The organism is Mucilaginibacter sp. P1_A3 (genome assembly GCF_056406855.1).
Window position 1 is genome coordinate 536808 of sequence record NZ_JBFTZJ010000003.1, and the last position, 16294, is coordinate 553101.

Below are 16294 nucleotides of genomic sequence, written 5' to 3' on the forward strand. Positions count from 1 at the left end.
TAAATGTTGGCAATATTGTTGATAAATGTTAAGTCATGCGTCGTGATTGAAAACAAAATTTATAGATTAGGACGTTCATAATAATTGAAAGGTATATATGGAAGCTAAATTTTCGCCGAGGGTTAAAGATGTCATTCAATACAGCAGAGAAGAGGCATTGCGCCTTGGGCACGACTATATAGGAACGGAGCATCTTTTACTGGGCCTTATCCGGGATGGAGACGGCGTAGCAATTAAATTGCTGAAAGGTTTGAATGTTGATACTGCAAAACTTCGGCGTGCCGTTGAAGATGCTGTTAAAGGTACCATTGGAACAAATGTACATATTGGCAGTATTCCACTAACTAAGCAAGCCGAGAAAGTATTAAAAATAACTTATCTGGAAGCCAAAATATTTAAAAGTGATGTAATTGGAACCGAGCACCTGCTGCTATCTATATTGCGCGATGAGGATAATATCGCATCGCAAATATTGGTACAGTTTAACGTAAACTACGAGGTGTTTAAAGGTGAAGTTGAATCACATAAAAACGATGTAACTGACGAAATGCCAGGATCACCAACCGGTGGCGATGATGACTTTAAAGAAGAAGAGTCATTTAGTCAGCCTAAAAAGGTATCAGACATTAAATCAAAAACACCGGTGTTGGACAACTTTGGCCGCGATTTAACCCGCGCCGCCGAGGATGGAAAACTTGACCCGATTGTTGGTCGTGAAAAGGAAATTGAAAGGGTATCTCAAATTCTTTCGCGCCGTAAAAAGAACAACCCTATATTAATAGGTGAGCCGGGTGTTGGTAAATCAGCAATAGCTGAAGGATTGGCATTACGTATTGTTCAGCGCAAGGTATCGCGTGTATTGTTCAACAAACGCGTGGTAACACTTGATCTGGCTTCATTGGTTGCCGGTACAAAATACCGCGGCCAGTTTGAAGAACGGATGAAAGCGGTGATGAATGAACTGGAAAAATCCCCTGATGTAATTTTATTTATTGATGAGATCCATACTATTGTAGGTGCAGGTGGTGCTTCAGGCTCGCTTGATGCATCAAATATGTTTAAACCTGCTTTGGCAAGGGGCGAAATACAATGCATCGGCGCAACTACGTTAGATGAATATCGCCAGTATATTGAGAAAGATGGTGCTTTGGACCGTCGTTTCCAAAAGGTAATGGTTGAGCCAGCTACTCCTGATGAAACTATCGAGATACTGAACAGGATCAAAGAAAAATACGAAGAACATCATGGTGTAACTTATACTCCGGAAGCTATCAATGCCTGCGTTAACTTAACTACCCGTTATATTACCGATAGGTTTTTACCGGATAAGGCGATTGATGCTTTGGATGAATCGGGTTCACGTGTTCACTTAACCAATATCCATGTACCACAAAATATATTGGATATTGAGCAAAAGATAGAGCAGATCAAGATCGAAAAAAACAAAGTTGTTCGCAGCCAGAAATACGAAGAAGCTGCACAATTGCGTGATACCGAAAAGAATTTGATTGCCGAGCTTGACCAGGCTAAAGCTGTTTGGGAAGCCGAAACAAAATCAAAACGTTATACCGTAACTGAAGATAATGTTGCCGAAGTAGTATCTATGATGACTGGTATTCCTGTACAAAGGGTAGGCCAGGCCGATAGCCAAAAGCTATTGCACATGAGCGATACTGTTGCCAGCAAGATTATTGGCCAGGATGAGGCGATTAAAAAATTAACCCGTGCTATCCAACGTACACGTGCAGGCTTAAAAGATCCTAAAAAACCAATTGGTTCATTTATTTTCTTAGGCCCAACAGGTGTTGGTAAAACTGAGCTTGCAAAAGAACTTGCCCGCTTTATGTTTGATACCGAAGACGCGCTGATACAAATTGATATGAGCGAGTACATGGAGAAATTCGCGGTATCACGTTTAGTAGGAGCGCCTCCGGGCTATGTGGGTTATGAAGAAGGTGGACAATTAACCGAAAAGGTACGCCGTAAACCATATGCAGTAATATTATTGGATGAGATTGAAAAAGCTCACCCTGATGTGTTTAACATATTGTTACAGGTATTGGATGAAGGCCAGTTAACTGATTCATTAGGCCGCAAGGTTGATTTCAGGAATACGATCATCATCATGACATCTAATATTGGCGCACGCCAACTGAAAGATTTTGGTCAGGGTGTAGGTTTCAGCACTAATGCTAAAAATTTACAGGCCGATACGCATTCAAGAGGTGTTATCGAAAATGCTTTAAAACGCGCTTTTGCTCCTGAGTTTTTGAACCGTATTGATGATGTTATTGTATTTAACTCATTAGGCAAGGATGAAATATTCAAAATCATCGATATTGAATTAGCTTACTTGTTTAGCCGTGTTAATGCTTTAGGTTACAAAATTGAACTTACAGAAGCCGCTAAAGAGTTTATTGCCGATAAAGGTTACGATTCTCAATTTGGTGCACGTCCGTTAAAACGGGCTATCCAGAAATACCTGGAAGATCCTATTGCTGAAGAAATCCTTAAAGGTGAATTGAGCGATGGTGATATTATGAAAGTTGATTTTGACAAAGAAACCAGTCAGATCACAATCATTGACCAAAAAGGTGAAAGCAAAACACCAACAGAAGAAGAACAAAAATAAGTTAAAGCTTATTTAAAAATACAACCCCGTTTGCTTAGGCAGATGGGGTTTTTTGTTAGGTGGGAGTTTTTAAGGCTGATAATCTGGTGGGAGAAGGTTTGCTATACCACTTTCGCTCCAGTCGCCTTCGAACGAAATGCTTTGAGGGTTTGTAATTATACCCTCGATACCGAAGAGGGCATATGGCTCATTAAAAGTAATTATCGTAGTGGCATAATTGGGCAATTTTGCCGTGAAGCCAATTTTATTTATGTTAGGCGACTGAACTTTTTTTGTATAAATTATATAAAGGCAGTCGTTAAATTTCATTGCAAATACGCCTTTTTTGTTGGTGTGGTTTATAAAACTATCCACCGGTAAGGATTCACCTTTATAAATTGATTTAATAGATTGTTGATTAGTTAACTTATAGTAGTCAGTATCCGGCTTTCTAATTAATCGTGAAACTTTAAAGCCCTCCTCCTCAAGTTGATTTGTAATTGCTGATCGTAGGAAATGCATTGACGAACCTTGATATGTGATAAGGCGCTGCTTTTTCCATCTCTTTTTTTCCGATTCGCTGCCGGTTAACTCTTCAAACTGTGGTGTTCCTTCAAAATAAACCAATCCATTGGAAAGGTAGTGGAATGTGCCTAATTTATATTTGATCAAATAACCCAGCGCCCGGTTTTCGACGTTAATGTATTCATCGGAAAATGCTATGAGTGCCTTTAATATGCTATTGTATTTTACAAAAATAGCATCCGGGTTCAGGATTTTGCACTTTTTTGCATTGGTAGACTCCCCTATAAAAAAAGCTTTAAAAATATTTATATCACGCTCCCGGTTAGTATTGTACTTGTCGTTAACAAGATCCAATTCATCTAAACGTAATAAACTTATATCGGGAATAGTGATACTATTATCATAAACAAGCCATGTATTAGCATAGGTTTCATAATCTGTCGACGTTACAACGAGTGTATATTCCCCTGGTTTTACGTTGGGAATGGTAAATACCCCGTAATTATCAGTTTTATACTTTGTGGTATCCTTTGTTAAAAATACTCTGGCGTTTACTACCGGGTTTTTGTACCTTTTGTCTATAACTCGCCCCGTAATTTTTAATTGCGAAAAGCACGCCACGGGAATCAACAAGAGCAATAAGAGTAAAGGTTTTAGCATGGATAAAGCTAAAAATAAATCAACTATTTTTCATTGGCTTTTTCGGGCTCATAATCTACCGGCAGTAATTCGGCCATGTGACTTTTAGCCCAATCTCCTTCAAAAATAACACTGTGCGGGTTAACTATAATGCCATTCCTGTCAAAAAAAGCATAGGGTTCATCAAATGAAAGTATAGTAACCGGGTGATTAGGAATATCTAAGGGGTGATAAACTGACAGATCTGTTTCTTCGCGTTTTTTGGTATAAATTATATAAAGGCAATCACTAAATCCCAGAGCAAACAGGTCGGTTTGATCGGTGCGTTTAGCAAAGTCGCTTGCCGTTAAGGGAGGCTTTGTATATAATGATTGAATGTATTTGTAGTTATTGTTTCCCATTTTTCCCTCCTGATAATCGGGATTGGGTTTTCGTATTAATCTTAAAACCTGAAAGCCATCCCTGGTTATTTGATCGGCAATAACCGATCTTAAAAAATGCATCGGAGAACCCAGGTAGGCTATAGTTCGCTGTTTTTCCCATTTGCGTTTTTGTGCTCTGCCACCTTTTAGTTCTTCAAAAACCGAAATGCCCTCGTAATAAAAAACGCCTCTAGGCTCATAACTGAATTTGGTGAGTTTGTATTTAATAAGATAGCCTAACGCCTTATTCTCTACCTCTATAAAATCATCGCCGCTTGAGGCCGAAAGTATTCCGGTTTTAGTATCAAAATCAACATAAACTACATCCGGGTTTAAAATTTTACATAACTGGGCATTTGCAGATGTACCTAAAAACAATCTTTTAAAATCATTATAATTTCTGAGGCGATTGGGATCGGGCTTAATGCTCACCTCCTGTAGCATGATAGTTTTAGGTGTAAGCGAAATTTCGGGTAAGGCGACATCCTTAGTCCCCGCCATCAGGCTGAGGCTATAAGTTTCATAACCAACAATGGTTACTATAAGGGTGTACTGGCCCGGCTTTACGTTGCGGAGCGTAAATGCGCCGTCATCAGCGGTTTTGTCTCCAACGATGGCGTTGTTTAAAAACACGCTGGCATTTGCTACAGGGTTTTTATCATTGCTGTTAATTACTTTACCGGTGATTGTTACCTGCGCCAGGCAAATGTTGGGCACGATGAATAGCAGTAAATGAAGTAGTTTCCGCATAGATACAAATAAACTAAAAATTTAGTTATAGAAAAATGTTTTTCTGATTTATCCAAAACCGGCAACCTTTAAGTATTGTATATTTAGGCCTCGTTGATTAAATATCAGCAGATATAATTTTATATGACTGTTAATAAAAAGTTGATCTATAAATGGGTTTTCGTTATATCAATTGCACTGAATATTATAACCGTTGGCTACTTTATCGACAGAAAGATTTTATTTGCCTACCGGCGCCAGCATCAATTTGAACAGCAAAAATGGCAGGTGCTATTTAGCACTAAAAGCGATAACCAGGAGATCATATTTATTGGCACCAGTTTAACCGAAGGATTTGCGTTGAGGAGTAGTTTTAACAATGGTCATTTAAAAAATATGGGTTTTGGTGGTGCCGAAAACAAGGATATTTTAACAAACCTGGAAAGGATAATTAAAAGGAAACCGCCCAGGATATTTTTAGAGGCAGGTATTAATGATATCAGGGATGGGAGGGATAGCAGCCTGATGTATAATGACTTTGTTACCATGTGTACACTTGTCAAAAAAAGCTCGCCTGCAACTAAGCTATACGTACAATCGGTTTTACCTACATTAAGTAATAAGTTTAATGCAAAAATTAAAGCTTATAATAGTAAAGTGGCAGCTTATTGCGGGCTTAATCAACTTAGCTATATTGATATGTACAACTATTTTATCCTGGACGGCCGGTTGAACGCTCTTGCCACCATTGATGGCATCCACCTAACTCCATATGGATACTACTTATGGAAAAAGCAACTGGAACCATATATATCAATAAGCAAGTAATACTTTTGAAATAAATTAAATCAAAAAGCGTTAAACCTTTTTAAATTATATTGTTCTTACAATATATACAATCGAAACATTATGAAAAAAATCTTGACTTTAATTTGCTGCACTGTATTAATAGCGGCAACCTCATGTACTAAAAAATACATTACACCTTCTGCCAATGTAACTGCAATTTATACAGTGAAAGGTACAACCGGATGGAAGTTATCCACCGATGATAATGTATCCTACACATCTGAACTGGGTAAGGATGGCGATTTACCCGAGCTTAATGCATACGCCCAGGAAAATGGCGGAGTATTAGTGTATATCTCTTACAATAATGGCACTACTTATGAAGCTATTCCTGAAGCTTATGCTGGTATATCTTACAGTTATACTACCAGTGTTGGAAGAATTGTTTTATATGCCCAGGGTGTTAATGGTACTAAATTAGCTACTGCGCCTGCTGACGATATTAAGGTTAAGGTGGTTCTGGTAGATTCGGGCCAGTAATTTTAAAAGATTCAAAAAAAAATGCGCTCCATCTTATGAGAGCGCATTTTTTTTGGGTTAGTATTTTTATTTCCCCATCTGGTCAATAACAGCTTGTGTTACGCCAGTGAAGGAGAAGCCACCATCGTGGAAGAGATTTTGCATGGTAACCATTTTAGTGAGGTCGCTAAACATAGATACGCAATAGTCAGCGCATTGGTCTGCATCAGCGTTACCCAGTGGGCTCATTTTTTCGGCAAAGTCTATAAAACCATCAAAGCCTTTAACTCCCGAACCAGCAGTAGTACGGGTTGGCGATTGAGATATTGTATTAACACGTACATGTTTTTTAATACCATATTCGTAACCAAAGTTACGGGCAATGCTTTCCAGGACAGCTTTATTGTCAGACATGTCATTATAACCTGGGAAATAACGTTGTGCTGCTATATAGCTTAATGCCAATACTGATCCCCATTCATTGATGGCATCGTGTTTCATAGCCGCCTGTAAAATGCGGTGTAAGCTCAATGCCGAAATATCAAAGCCTTTGTGGGTAAAATCGTAATTGTTTTCTGGATAAGGAACACTTTTACGTACGTTGATGCTCATGCCTATGGAGTGCAAAATGAAATCGACACCACCGCCAAAATGCTCTTGTGTTTTGATGAACAGGTTATTGATATCATCATTGCTGGTAACATCTGCACCGATGACAGGAGCATTACACTCTTCTGCCAGTTTATTGAGTTCGCCCATGCGTAATGCAATTGGCGCGTTTGATAATACAATTTCGGCACCTTCCTGTACAGCGCGCTGCGCTACTTTCCAGGCGATGGATTGCTCATTGAGGGCACCAAATATGATGCCTTTTTTGCCCTTTAATAAATTATAAGCCATGTTTTGAGTTTTCTATAATTGTAGCAAAGTTATAATTATTTATCAGTTAGTTTAAACTCAACAGAAACAGTTTGTTGTGTTATAACAAGCCTTCCATTTTCAAATGCCGGTCGCCATTTGGGCAAATGTTTTATAATATTGGTTAGCTGTTGCTCGCAACCGTATCCAATACCTTTTAGTATTTTAAAGTCAACCGCCGAACCGTCCTTTTCAATTTTAAACCCAAGCTGCACCGTACCCTCTATGTTATTATCTATAGCATCTTTAGGGTAAATCATTTGCTGTTTTAGCAACTCCATAAAATGCTGATCACCCCCGGGGAAAATTGCTTTTAAATGTAACTCCCTATGCGGTTCTATTATCACGTCATCATTAGTCATCTGAAACTTAGCTATAATTTTTGGATGCTTACGTATCGCAGCTATAGTCACGGGGCCTGCCAGACTGATATTATTGATGGCAGCAGTTGGTAAATATACAACCACATACCTGCTGCCCCTGTTGTAAACAGGGGCAGGATTATACAGAATGTTGCGTTCAAACGTCAGGGTATCCTGAAACTTTATCCCTTTAAGTTCAAAAAAGCCATTTGTGTCAGTAACGGCTGCAATGTGAATATTATAACCTATAATCTTTTGGGTCGACTGGAGGTATATATACTTAATCGGTTTGCCAAGCTCATTGTAAACATAACCATGTAAATTGATGGTATCCCGATAAACGATGCCTGGTTGCGTTTGTTGAGCAAATAAAGCTTGGTTAATAAATAATATAAAAAGCAGGTTTAGTATTACTTTCATATTGATGTATTTACAGAGCCAGCAATTCCCTTGCATTTTGCAATGCGCTTTCACCCGGTTTATCACCACTTAGCATTTTGGCAATTTCCAAAACACGCTCATGGTTATCCAGTTTTTTGATGCGGGTATAGGTTGTTGCCGAGCTATCATCTTTATAAACAAAGTAATGGTTTTTGCCTTTGCTGGCCATTTGTGGTAAATGCGTAATAGTAATTACCTGCAGGTTATCGGCCAGGCGTTCCATGATCTGGCCAACTTTATTGGCAACCTCGCCCGATACTCCCGTATCTATCTCATCAAAAATAATGGTAGGCAGGGCGGTATGTTTTGCAATAATTGATTTTATGCTCAGCATCAACCTGGAAAGCTCACCACCCGATGCTACTTTACTCATCTCGGCCAATGAATGGCCTTTATTTGCAGAGAAAAGGAAGCGGATATGATCAGTTCCATTTTCATTTAATGTTATCAAAGATTTTCCACCTGCTTCTATAACTCCCCCTTTAGGGGGTAGGGGGGCTTGTTCAATTTTCAACGTCGAATTGTTCATCCCCATTTCGGCAAGTGTAATAATCACTTGTTTTTCAATAGCGGGGATAGCTTTTAACCGGTTGGCAGTTAGCTTGGCAGCCAGCTTTTCCAATTCTGCTTTATCGGCAGTCAGCTGTTTTTGGAGTTTTTCAATGGTCTCATCGCTGAATAAGGCCTGCTGTATTTTACCCGACAGATCGTCCTGGATCTGTAAAAGTTCGGCATTACTGTTTACCCGGTGTTTCTTTTGAAGGTTATATATGAGGCTTAAGCGGGTATTAATTTCTTCAACCCGGGCCTCGTTGGTATGCGTTTTTTGCTCTATCAGTTCAACCTCGGTGGCTATGTCTTTTAGTTCGATGATGGCGCTGTTTAAGCGTTGGTGCAATTCTTCAATCTGGGAGTCAAACTTTTCAATCGATCCTAATTGTTGCCCGGCTTCACGTAATTGTGAAATGGCGGCCATTTCACTTTCCTGTACCAGGTAATATGCGCCGTATAAGTTGCGCTTAATTTCTTCTGCATTATTTAGTGCGTAAAGCTCTTTCTCCAGTGGCTCCTGTTCGTCGGCGCTGATGCTAACCTTGTCCAGTTCATCAAACTGAAACTGGAAATAATCTAGGTCGGCTTTGGCTTTATCACTTTCGGCTATTAATTGGTTTAGCTTGCCGGTATCTTTTTTAAATGCGTGGTATTTGTTCCGGTAATCATTCAGCAGCTCATCATGCTTGGCAACCGAATCAACCACCAGTAACTGAAATTCGGGATCATTGATCTCCAGCGTGGCATGTTGCGAGTGGATATCGATCAGCTTTTCGCCCAGTTGCTTAAGCGCGGTAAGGTTAACCGGCGTATCGTTCACAAAAGCCCGGGATTTTCCATCGGCAGATATCTCCCTGCGTAAAACGGTTTCGGTTTCATAATCAAGATCATTTTCTTCAAAGAATGAACTTAAGTGAAATCCACTTATTTTAAACGACCCTTCAATTACACATTTTTTTTGCTGATTAAAAAAATAGCGACTCTCGGCACGCTGACCCAAAATGAGCGACAATGCGCCCAATATGATCGATTTACCTGCTCCTGTTTCGCCTGTAAGAATGTTAAGGCCTTCGCCAAAACTTATCTCCAGGTTATCAATCAGCGCGTAGTTATTAATAGTTAGCTTTTGAAGCATAAAAAAAGTATCCTTATTTTATTAAGGATACTAAATTAAGAATTAAGATGCTTTAAACTAAAATTTAATGAAATATTGCTAATTTATTTAGTTTTAAAAGGCGTTATGATACAAATAAAAATCCGTTTGCCTTCTTTAGTTCTCTTCAAGTGCAAGATCCGCCTGTTTCTTTGCATCAGCCATCCGTTTTTTGAATTCCGGGCTGTTGGTATATTCCCTTAGTTTTTTACTGGCTTCCTGCAACCGTGCTTTCGCTTGTTTAATTTGAGCATTATCCTGGTAAGCCCGCATTTTTTCGCCCATCCTTCTCATCTCCTGTTTTTGCTCTTCCATTGCGGGGTTATGGTATGCTTTTCTTAAGCTATCGCTCATCATTCGCAGTTCGTCGCTTTTTTTACGAAACTCCGGTGAGTCAAAATGACTGCGCATTTCTTCGCCCATCTTTTTCAGCAATTCAGCTTGCTCTTTTACCTCGGGCGAAATTTTACTTTGCAATTCGTCCTGGTATTTTTTGTAATTCTCATCCTTGCTATCATCATGGTAATTACCTTTAATACCATATTTTTTTCTGAGCTCTTCATTCATTCTCTTAAAGTCGGGACTGTTGTAATATGCCCCAATTTTTTCGCCCATTTTACCCATTTGCTCACCCAGTTTACTGGTCTCGCCGGTTTCGCCCCAGTTTTTTTGAAAGTCTGCGGCTATCTTTTCCTGGTCTTCCTGCATTTTTTTTATTTCGGCGCTATTATAAAATTTCTCCATAGCTTCAGCCTTTTCTTCCATCAGTTTTTGCTGACTTCTAAACTCGGGGCTATCGTAGTATTTGCCTATTTGTTCGGCATATTTATCAACCTCGGCAGTTAGCTTGTTCAATTCGGCGTCGTTAAAGTTGTTATATCTTTCTTCTGCAGTGCGCTTGTTTCGTAAAGCTGTTTTTGCGGATACTACTTTTTTCGCTTTAACAGCTTTTTTACGGGTGGTATCTGCAAGTAATTGTTTCAATACTGCCGGATAGATTACCTTCACTTTTTTTATTGATATTTTACCATTAGCTATGGTAGGATTAAGCCACGCAATACTACTAATGCTTGCCGCTATTATTGCAACAGCCACTAAAAGGTGACGAATGTTGTCTATGGGTTTCTTTGTGTTCATGATACGTTCAATTCTGGTTAATAAATGATACTTTTTTCCGGTGGCGGCAAGGGCCAGTTGCAGGTTTCCCAGCCTTTTTTGCTCCAACTTTAATAGTGCATGCGCATACACTAAGGGTTGGGCAGTTGTTTGTACTACCAGGTCGTCGCACCGGTTTTCGCGTTCCTGGTTTATTATTGTATTAATTAATTGGGCAAAGGGATTAAAGAAAAGCAATATGCTTATAAACTGCTGTACCATGTTAAGCAGGTAGTCGTTGCGTTTTATGTGCGATAATTCATGCAATAAAATGGCTTTTACCTCTTCGGTTGATAAATAGGTAGTTAATGAAATTGGTAAAAGTATAATGGGACTAAAAAAGCCAATCATGCAGGGCACATCAACAAGGCGACTGATGTTCACACTTACATACCTGTCAATAAGAAGTTGTTGGCAAAGCGAATCAACATACTCCTGCAGGCTGTCGGAAGGTATCATGGTTCCTTTAATATGGTTCAGCTTTTGCCAGTTGATCCCCATCCTCAATATGTTAAAGGCGAGACCAATAAAATAAATAGTGGAGATATAAGGCAGGTAACCTTCAATAACGTAATTATAATATGATGGCGAAACGCTGTGTGTTATAGTAGATAAAGGGAAAGTGAAATGTGGTAATAAGGCCGGGGAGCTGGCTGCAGAGAAATCTATCCATACATGTGCCTGTATCTGGGTTACAAAAGTGTAAACAAACCATACACTTATTGCAAGCATAGCTACCATAGCAGCATTATGCTTTTTTATTGATGATAAGCTTGGCGCGCAGGCAAATAATAAACGCAATGCAAACCAAACCAATAAACCCTGCCATAAAGAATGGATAATGGTGATACCCAAAACCTGGCTTATATCATAGAATACACTTTCCATAACGTTTTATTTTTTATGCTGATCAAACTGGTTAAGAAAACTCTTAATGGCATCTATCTCATCGCTTGATGCACGGTGCTGCCCAAGCGCCTGTATCACTAAATCGGATGTAGAACCTTTAAATACAGTAGACAGTATTTTATCCAAAGCGTTGCTTTGAGCTTGCTCCTGGCTAAACAATGCTTTGTATAAATGTGTTTTTGAGGTAGTATCGCGCTCAACCAAACCCTTATCACTCATTATCTGCATCAGTTTAAGCGTAGTGGTATAGCCGGCGTCTTTGGTTTTAGCCAATTCCTCATGCACATCGCGTACAGTACACTGGCCCATTCGCCATATTACCTGCAAAATTTCAAGCTCGCTTTCTGTTGGTTTTATATCCATTTTATTGTTATACGAATTTCTTCGTACAAATATCTACGATGGATTTCGTATTTGCAAGTAATTGTTAAAATATTTTTTAGAATGGGAGAAATGTAAGGGGTGTGGGAAGGAAAGTTTTGAAATTAACAGGATGTCGGTTTGATAGCCATACTTTCTCTTAATTTCAGTAAATGCTGATTCAAACAAAAAATATGAAAATTAAAAGTTCCCTTTAAGAAGGTAGCGGTCTTTATTTCTGCAAAACCTGGTATTTAGTTCCGTTTGCCGGATCTGTCTTCATTAATAAATTCATGGCTTGCAGGCGCTCCTGCGAATCAGCCTTGCCATAAAGTAAAACCAACTCGTCGCTTTTGGCTGTATAAAATATAAGCGGGAACATAGAGCCAACACGCTGCCGGTCTATCTGCTGTAGGTTTGGTAAAAGCGTAGTGATAAATTTACGGCCCTTATTAGCGTTATCAGCCATAATATCAAGCCCGTTGCGGTGATAATCATACATAAAATCACGTAGTGGGGCATAAAGCTTATTATTCAAATTCTCCGCCAGCCAATAGCGGTTAATATTGCCGTCAAAAGCTTTCCAACCTTTGTATGAACCGGTTTGCGCATTGGTAACCACTGTTTGGGCACTGGCAAAATAGGGGGTACCACCATCGTGCGAAAAAGTGTCATAATCCATGCCTACAATAATGTAAGCGTAAAATGCCATTACCGAACTTAGGTTACCCTGAAAATTCTGATCGCTAAAATCAATCGTTTGGCCTTCGTTATAAGTAAAATCGACATCCCTATCGTTAATGTTGAGTAAAGTTGAGCTATATGATGAACCGAATATTGGCCTGGATGATTGTACCTGCAATTCTGCACTAAAAACGCTGCCGCCATCCCAGTTGGTAATGTTCAATACAAAATTGCAGTCTATACGTTCCTGGGGTAGTATTTGGTCGGCACTCCATTTGCGGCCGTTCAAAAAATCTTTCATAGCAGTTTCCAAAGTTTGAAAGATCCGCTTGTTAGTTACCTGTATTTTTGGTGAAACCACTTGTACGCGCGCGTTCAAATCCTGCGCAGCAGCGCGGAAACCAAACAAAACTAAAAGTGCGTAAAGGAGTATGGTTTTCATTGGTTTATCAGTTGGGCAACTTTAAGGCAAATATCATGGGCTACAGCATCTTTACTTTTTAATTCAAATGCTGTTTTATGCAGATCGCGGTCAATAATGGTTATTTTGTTGGTATCCTTTTTAAAACCGGCGCCTGCATCGTTTAACGAATTTAGCACAATAAAATCAAGATTCTTCTTTTGCAGCTTGGTTATGGCGTTCGCTTCCTCGTCGTTGGTTTCCAATGCAAAACCAACCAGGATCTGCCCTTTTGCCTTCTGTTCGCCCAGTGTCTTTAATATATCGGTAGTAGTTTTTAGTTCAATAGCAAAACTGGCATCTTTTTTCTTTATTTTTTGCTGCGCGATAGTTACCGGGGTATAATCTGCAACGGCAGCACTCATAACACAAGCTTTAACATCTTTATAATGAGCTAAACAGGCATCAAGCATTTCAGCAGCCGAGGTAACATCAATTCGTTTTACCGATTGCTGACCGCTTACCTGAGCAGTAGGGCCGCTGATGAGTATAACATCGGCGCCCATCCTGGCCAGCTCATCCGCGATAGCAAAACCCATTTTACCGGATGAGTGATTGCCAATAAAGCGTACCGGATCAATAGCTTCATAAGTTGGGCCGGCAGTAACTATTACCTTATGATCGGCTAAAACGAGCTTTTTTTTAAGGATAGATGATAAGAAATCGACGATTTCTTCTGGCTCCGCCAATCTGCCTTCGCCATAAAGACCGCTGGCCAATTCGCCATTACCAGGCGCTATCAAGGTGTTACCAAATGATTGAAGCCTGCTAACGTTTTGGCGGGTTGCAGGGTGAAGCCACATATCCAGATCCATAGCAGGTGCAAAATACACCGGGCATTTAGCCGATAAGTAAACGGCCGTCAGCAAATTATCACAAAAGCCATTGGCCATTTTAGCCAGTGTATTAGCAGTTGCCGGTGCTATGATCAGCATATCTGCCCAAAGGCCCAGCTCAACATGGTTATTCCACTCGCCGGTTTCTGTTTTATAATAATCAACCAGGGCCGGCTTTTTTGAGAGCGTGGAAAGTGTTAAAGGAGTAATAAAACTGGTAGCATCGGGCGTCATCAGTACTTGTACATTGGCCCCGGCCTTAACCAATAATCTTACCAGTAATGCCGATTTATAGGCAGCTATACTGCCGCAGACTCCCAAAATGATGTTTTTACCTTCAAGCATAAGCCCCTACCCCCTGTGGGGGAATGATTATAAAATTTAAAAATAAACAAAAAAACTCCCATATGGGAGTTTTTAATTCTTTAACCTGCGCTTCCCTTTAAGGGGTCGGGGGGCTTAAGCTTCTTTAGATGGGTTACGGTAATAAACCTTGTCATCTAAAAATTCCTGAACAGCTACCAATGATGGTTTTGGTAGTTTTTCATAGTATTTAGAGATCTCAATTTGCTCACGGTTTTCAAAAACCTCTTCCAGGTTGTCGTTTGATGACGCAAACTCAGAAAGTTTCTGGTGTAACTCTTCTTTTATATTGTTTGATATCTGGTTTGCTCTTTTTGACATGATCACAAGCGACTCATATATGTTGTTTGTTTTAACGTCCAGCTCGCGTAAATCGCGGGTTACAGTGCTGCTTGCTACTGCTGGTTTGTTGGTGTTATTTGCTGTCATATCTCTAATTTTTTTAATATGGTATTTTCTGATTCTGATTCTTTTCTGATGGCGGCTGTGTTCTGAGCGTATCTTTTGCAGCCAGTTTTTTAGCCAGTTTGGTATTGGTCAATATTTCGGCTTCTACACGTTTAGCCTCTACAATGCCAGCCTGGCTATCTTTAATTAACCCTTTAACTTCATTACCGTATTTACTCGCCGGAAATTTATCGTTAAACTGTTGGGCATAAGTTATAGTTTGGTCAAAACGTTCTACTTGTTTAGTTTCAAAGCTATGATCGGCGTACTTGTATTGCGATTTTATGATCAAAAATTCAATTTCCTCGCCGTATTTAGTATCCGGATAATCTCTAAGTACATTATTAAAGGCAATAACTGCCGATTGATAATCGCTGATGGTTAAATATAATTTAGCGTTTTCATAGGCTTTCATTTCCAATTTATCGCGCAGGTTCTGTATTAACTTACTTGCTTCAGTAACCCGGTCACTCTTAGGATAAAGGTTAATGAACAACTGTAACGTTTCGATAGCCTTTAAAGTGTTTTCCTGATCAAGCGAAAATGTGGGCGAATCAAGATAATAGCAATAAGCCGAAAAGAAGCGACATTCCTCTGCTCTCGGGCTCGATGGGTAGGTATCGGCAAACGTTTTAAAGTGAAATCTTGCAGATGTGTAATCTTTTAACTTATAGTTGGTGAAGGCATAGTAATAAAACAAGTCTTCGGCAGCGCTACGTCCGCGATAGCGTTCAACCAGTACATCAAATAAACCCAGCGCTTTTTCATACTCCTGTTTATTATAGTACTTAATGGCTTCCTGGTATTTTTTGGCGTAATCGTTACTCGCTCTTAACTTCTCGTATTTGCTTTTACAACTTCCCAGTGTAATAATTAACAGGGCTAAAACACAGGTGAATAACGTTAGTTGTTTTTTAAACATTTTGCAAAGATAGGTGATTAATGTAAATCAGTCAATTATTTATTTAGCTGCTAATATATAACGGGTTTTGTGCTCCTTATATATATAGTATATGTATTTAACATCTTTTAACTATTGGTGTTTAGTTAGTCAATCAAATCCTTCGCCTGGTTTTTTAATTGGTGCTATTAATATAGTATTCGTTTAAATATAGTAGAAGAATTCGGGAAAGGATACTAAGTCGCAGATTTTTTAAGAACATCCATCGTTTGATAATGCTCAGTGATCAGGGGATATAAGGGATTCGTCTCAATCTGGGCGTTGCCTGCGGCCGGGTCATCCGCTCATACGTCACAAGGCATTAGGCTCGGGCCGGTATCCGCTGCTACCCCTAACGCAATTACGGTGTATATATAATATATATGTACTGAAAAAGAGAGACCAGGATATAACGGAAGGGAGTTTACCATATATAAGGCATGAATAGCGCTATCGGGTGAATAATATCCCCCGTTTCCC

General features: G+C 39.5%; 14 protein-coding genes. 3 read left to right on the forward strand and 11 right to left on the reverse strand.

Going from position 1 to position 16294, the window contains the following annotated elements:
- Positions 1 to 97 precede the first annotated feature (97 nt).
- On the forward strand, positions 98 to 2632 hold the full coding sequence (locus tag AC1D0K_RS08895; RefSeq protein ID WP_295714901.1) for an ATP-dependent Clp protease ATP-binding subunit: 2535 nt from the start codon (positions 98 to 100) through the stop codon (positions 2630 to 2632).
- A 69-nt stretch (positions 2633 to 2701) separates the two neighbouring features.
- On the opposite strand, the gene AC1D0K_RS08900 is transcribed toward AC1D0K_RS08895, so the two are convergent.
- A complete protein-coding gene (locus AC1D0K_RS08900; protein WP_477391961.1) occupies positions 2702 to 3796 on the reverse strand; it encodes a carboxypeptidase-like regulatory domain-containing protein in 1095 nt (364 codons plus the stop codon).
- 23 nt (positions 3797 to 3819) lie between these two features.
- Complete coding sequence (locus tag AC1D0K_RS08905) at positions 3820 to 4947, reverse strand: carboxypeptidase-like regulatory domain-containing protein (RefSeq protein ID WP_477391962.1); 1128 nt, start codon at positions 4945 to 4947, stop codon at positions 3820 to 3822.
- Positions 4948 to 5070: 123 nt separating this feature from the next.
- Here AC1D0K_RS08905 and AC1D0K_RS08910 point away from each other — a divergent pair, with 123 nt between their 5' ends.
- Together AC1D0K_RS08910 and AC1D0K_RS08915 are read left to right on the forward strand one after the other, a co-directional pair.
- Positions 5071 to 5754, forward strand: a complete 684-nt coding sequence (locus tag AC1D0K_RS08910; protein WP_477391963.1) for a GDSL-type esterase/lipase family protein — start codon at positions 5071 to 5073, stop codon at positions 5752 to 5754.
- A gap of 81 nt (positions 5755 to 5835) precedes the next feature.
- Complete coding sequence (locus AC1D0K_RS08915) at positions 5836 to 6255, forward strand: hypothetical protein (protein ID WP_477391964.1); 420 nt, start codon at positions 5836 to 5838, stop codon at positions 6253 to 6255.
- Positions 6256 to 6321: 66 nt separating this feature from the next.
- Here AC1D0K_RS08915 and AC1D0K_RS08920 read toward each other — a convergent pair whose 3' ends face one another.
- The 9 genes from AC1D0K_RS08920 to AC1D0K_RS08960 all read right to left on the reverse strand — a co-directional run bounded on the left by AC1D0K_RS08920 (position 6322) and on the right by AC1D0K_RS08960 (position 15796).
- Positions 6322 to 7134: an enoyl-ACP reductase FabI gene (locus tag AC1D0K_RS08920; RefSeq protein ID WP_295714915.1), complete on the reverse strand. Its 813-nt coding sequence runs from the start codon at positions 7132 to 7134 to the stop codon at positions 6322 to 6324.
- 35 nt (positions 7135 to 7169) lie between these two features.
- On the reverse strand, positions 7170 to 7934 hold the full coding sequence (locus AC1D0K_RS08925) for an energy transducer TonB (RefSeq protein ID WP_477391966.1): 765 nt from the start codon (positions 7932 to 7934) through the stop codon (positions 7170 to 7172).
- Positions 7935 to 7944: 10 nt separating this feature from the next.
- A complete protein-coding gene (recN, locus tag AC1D0K_RS08930; protein ID WP_477391967.1) occupies positions 7945 to 9642 on the reverse strand; it encodes a DNA repair protein RecN in 1698 nt (565 codons plus the stop codon).
- Between the two features lie 135 nt (positions 9643 to 9777).
- On the reverse strand, positions 9778 to 11703 hold the full coding sequence (locus AC1D0K_RS08935; RefSeq protein WP_477463039.1) for a M56 family metallopeptidase: 1926 nt from the start codon (positions 11701 to 11703) through the stop codon (positions 9778 to 9780).
- Between the two features lie 6 nt (positions 11704 to 11709).
- A complete protein-coding gene (locus AC1D0K_RS08940; RefSeq protein ID WP_295714924.1) occupies positions 11710 to 12087 on the reverse strand; it encodes a BlaI/MecI/CopY family transcriptional regulator in 378 nt (125 codons plus the stop codon).
- A gap of 229 nt (positions 12088 to 12316) precedes the next feature.
- On the reverse strand, positions 12317 to 13210 hold the full coding sequence (gene porD, locus AC1D0K_RS08945; RefSeq protein WP_477391969.1) for a type IX secretion system protein PorD: 894 nt from the start codon (positions 13208 to 13210) through the stop codon (positions 12317 to 12319).
- Entirely contained in the window at positions 13207 to 14409 is a 1203-nt protein-coding gene (gene coaBC / locus AC1D0K_RS08950) for a bifunctional phosphopantothenoylcysteine decarboxylase/phosphopantothenate--cysteine ligase CoaBC (protein WP_477391970.1), read from the reverse strand. Before coaBC ends, porD begins: the two co-directional genes overlap by 4 nt.
- Positions 14410 to 14523: 114 nt before the next feature.
- Complete coding sequence (locus AC1D0K_RS08955; RefSeq protein ID WP_295714930.1) at positions 14524 to 14856, reverse strand: DNA-directed RNA polymerase subunit omega; 333 nt, start codon at positions 14854 to 14856, stop codon at positions 14524 to 14526.
- 13 nt (positions 14857 to 14869) lie between these two features.
- Entirely contained in the window at positions 14870 to 15796 is a 927-nt protein-coding gene (locus AC1D0K_RS08960) for an outer membrane protein assembly factor BamD (RefSeq protein ID WP_295714933.1), read from the reverse strand.
- Between the last annotated feature and the right edge of the window lie 498 nt (positions 15797 to 16294).

Bases quoted from the DNA above. Each gene is read 5' to 3' on its own strand.
- AC1D0K_RS08935 (WP_477463039.1), bottom strand. From the start codon at position 11,703: ATGGAAAGTGTATTCTATGATATAAGCCAGGTTTTGGGTATCACCATT.
- AC1D0K_RS08925 (WP_477391966.1), bottom strand. From the start codon at position 7,934: ATGAAAGTAATACTAAACCTGCTTTTTATATTATTTATTAACCAAGCT.
- AC1D0K_RS08960 (WP_295714933.1), bottom strand. From the start codon at position 15,796: ATGTTTAAAAAACAACTAACGTTATTCACCTGTGTTTTAGCCCTGTTA.
- AC1D0K_RS08905 (WP_477391962.1), bottom strand. From the start codon at position 4,947: ATGCGGAAACTACTTCATTTACTGCTATTCATCGTGCCCAACATTTGC.
- AC1D0K_RS08955 (WP_295714930.1), bottom strand. From the start codon at position 14,856: ATGACAGCAAATAACACCAACAAACCAGCAGTAGCAAGCAGCACTGTA.
- AC1D0K_RS08940 (WP_295714924.1), bottom strand. From the start codon at position 12,087: ATGGATATAAAACCAACAGAAAGCGAGCTTGAAATTTTGCAGGTAATA.
- recN (WP_477391967.1), bottom strand. From the start codon at position 9,642: ATGCTTCAAAAGCTAACTATTAATAACTACGCGCTGATTGATAACCTG.
- porD (WP_477391969.1), bottom strand. From the start codon at position 13,210: ATGAAAACCATACTCCTTTACGCACTTTTAGTTTTGTTTGGTTTCCGC.
- coaBC (WP_477391970.1), bottom strand. From the start codon at position 14,409: ATGCTTGAAGGTAAAAACATCATTTTGGGAGTCTGCGGCAGTATAGCT.
- AC1D0K_RS08910 (WP_477391963.1), top strand. From the start codon at position 5,071: ATGACTGTTAATAAAAAGTTGATCTATAAATGGGTTTTCGTTATATCA.
- AC1D0K_RS08915 (WP_477391964.1), top strand. From the start codon at position 5,836: ATGAAAAAAATCTTGACTTTAATTTGCTGCACTGTATTAATAGCGGCA.
- AC1D0K_RS08920 (WP_295714915.1), bottom strand. From the start codon at position 7,134: ATGGCTTATAATTTATTAAAGGGCAAAAAAGGCATCATATTTGGTGCC.
- AC1D0K_RS08895 (WP_295714901.1), top strand. From the start codon at position 98: ATGGAAGCTAAATTTTCGCCGAGGGTTAAAGATGTCATTCAATACAGC.
- AC1D0K_RS08900 (WP_477391961.1), bottom strand. From the start codon at position 3,796: ATGCTAAAACCTTTACTCTTATTGCTCTTGTTGATTCCCGTGGCGTGC.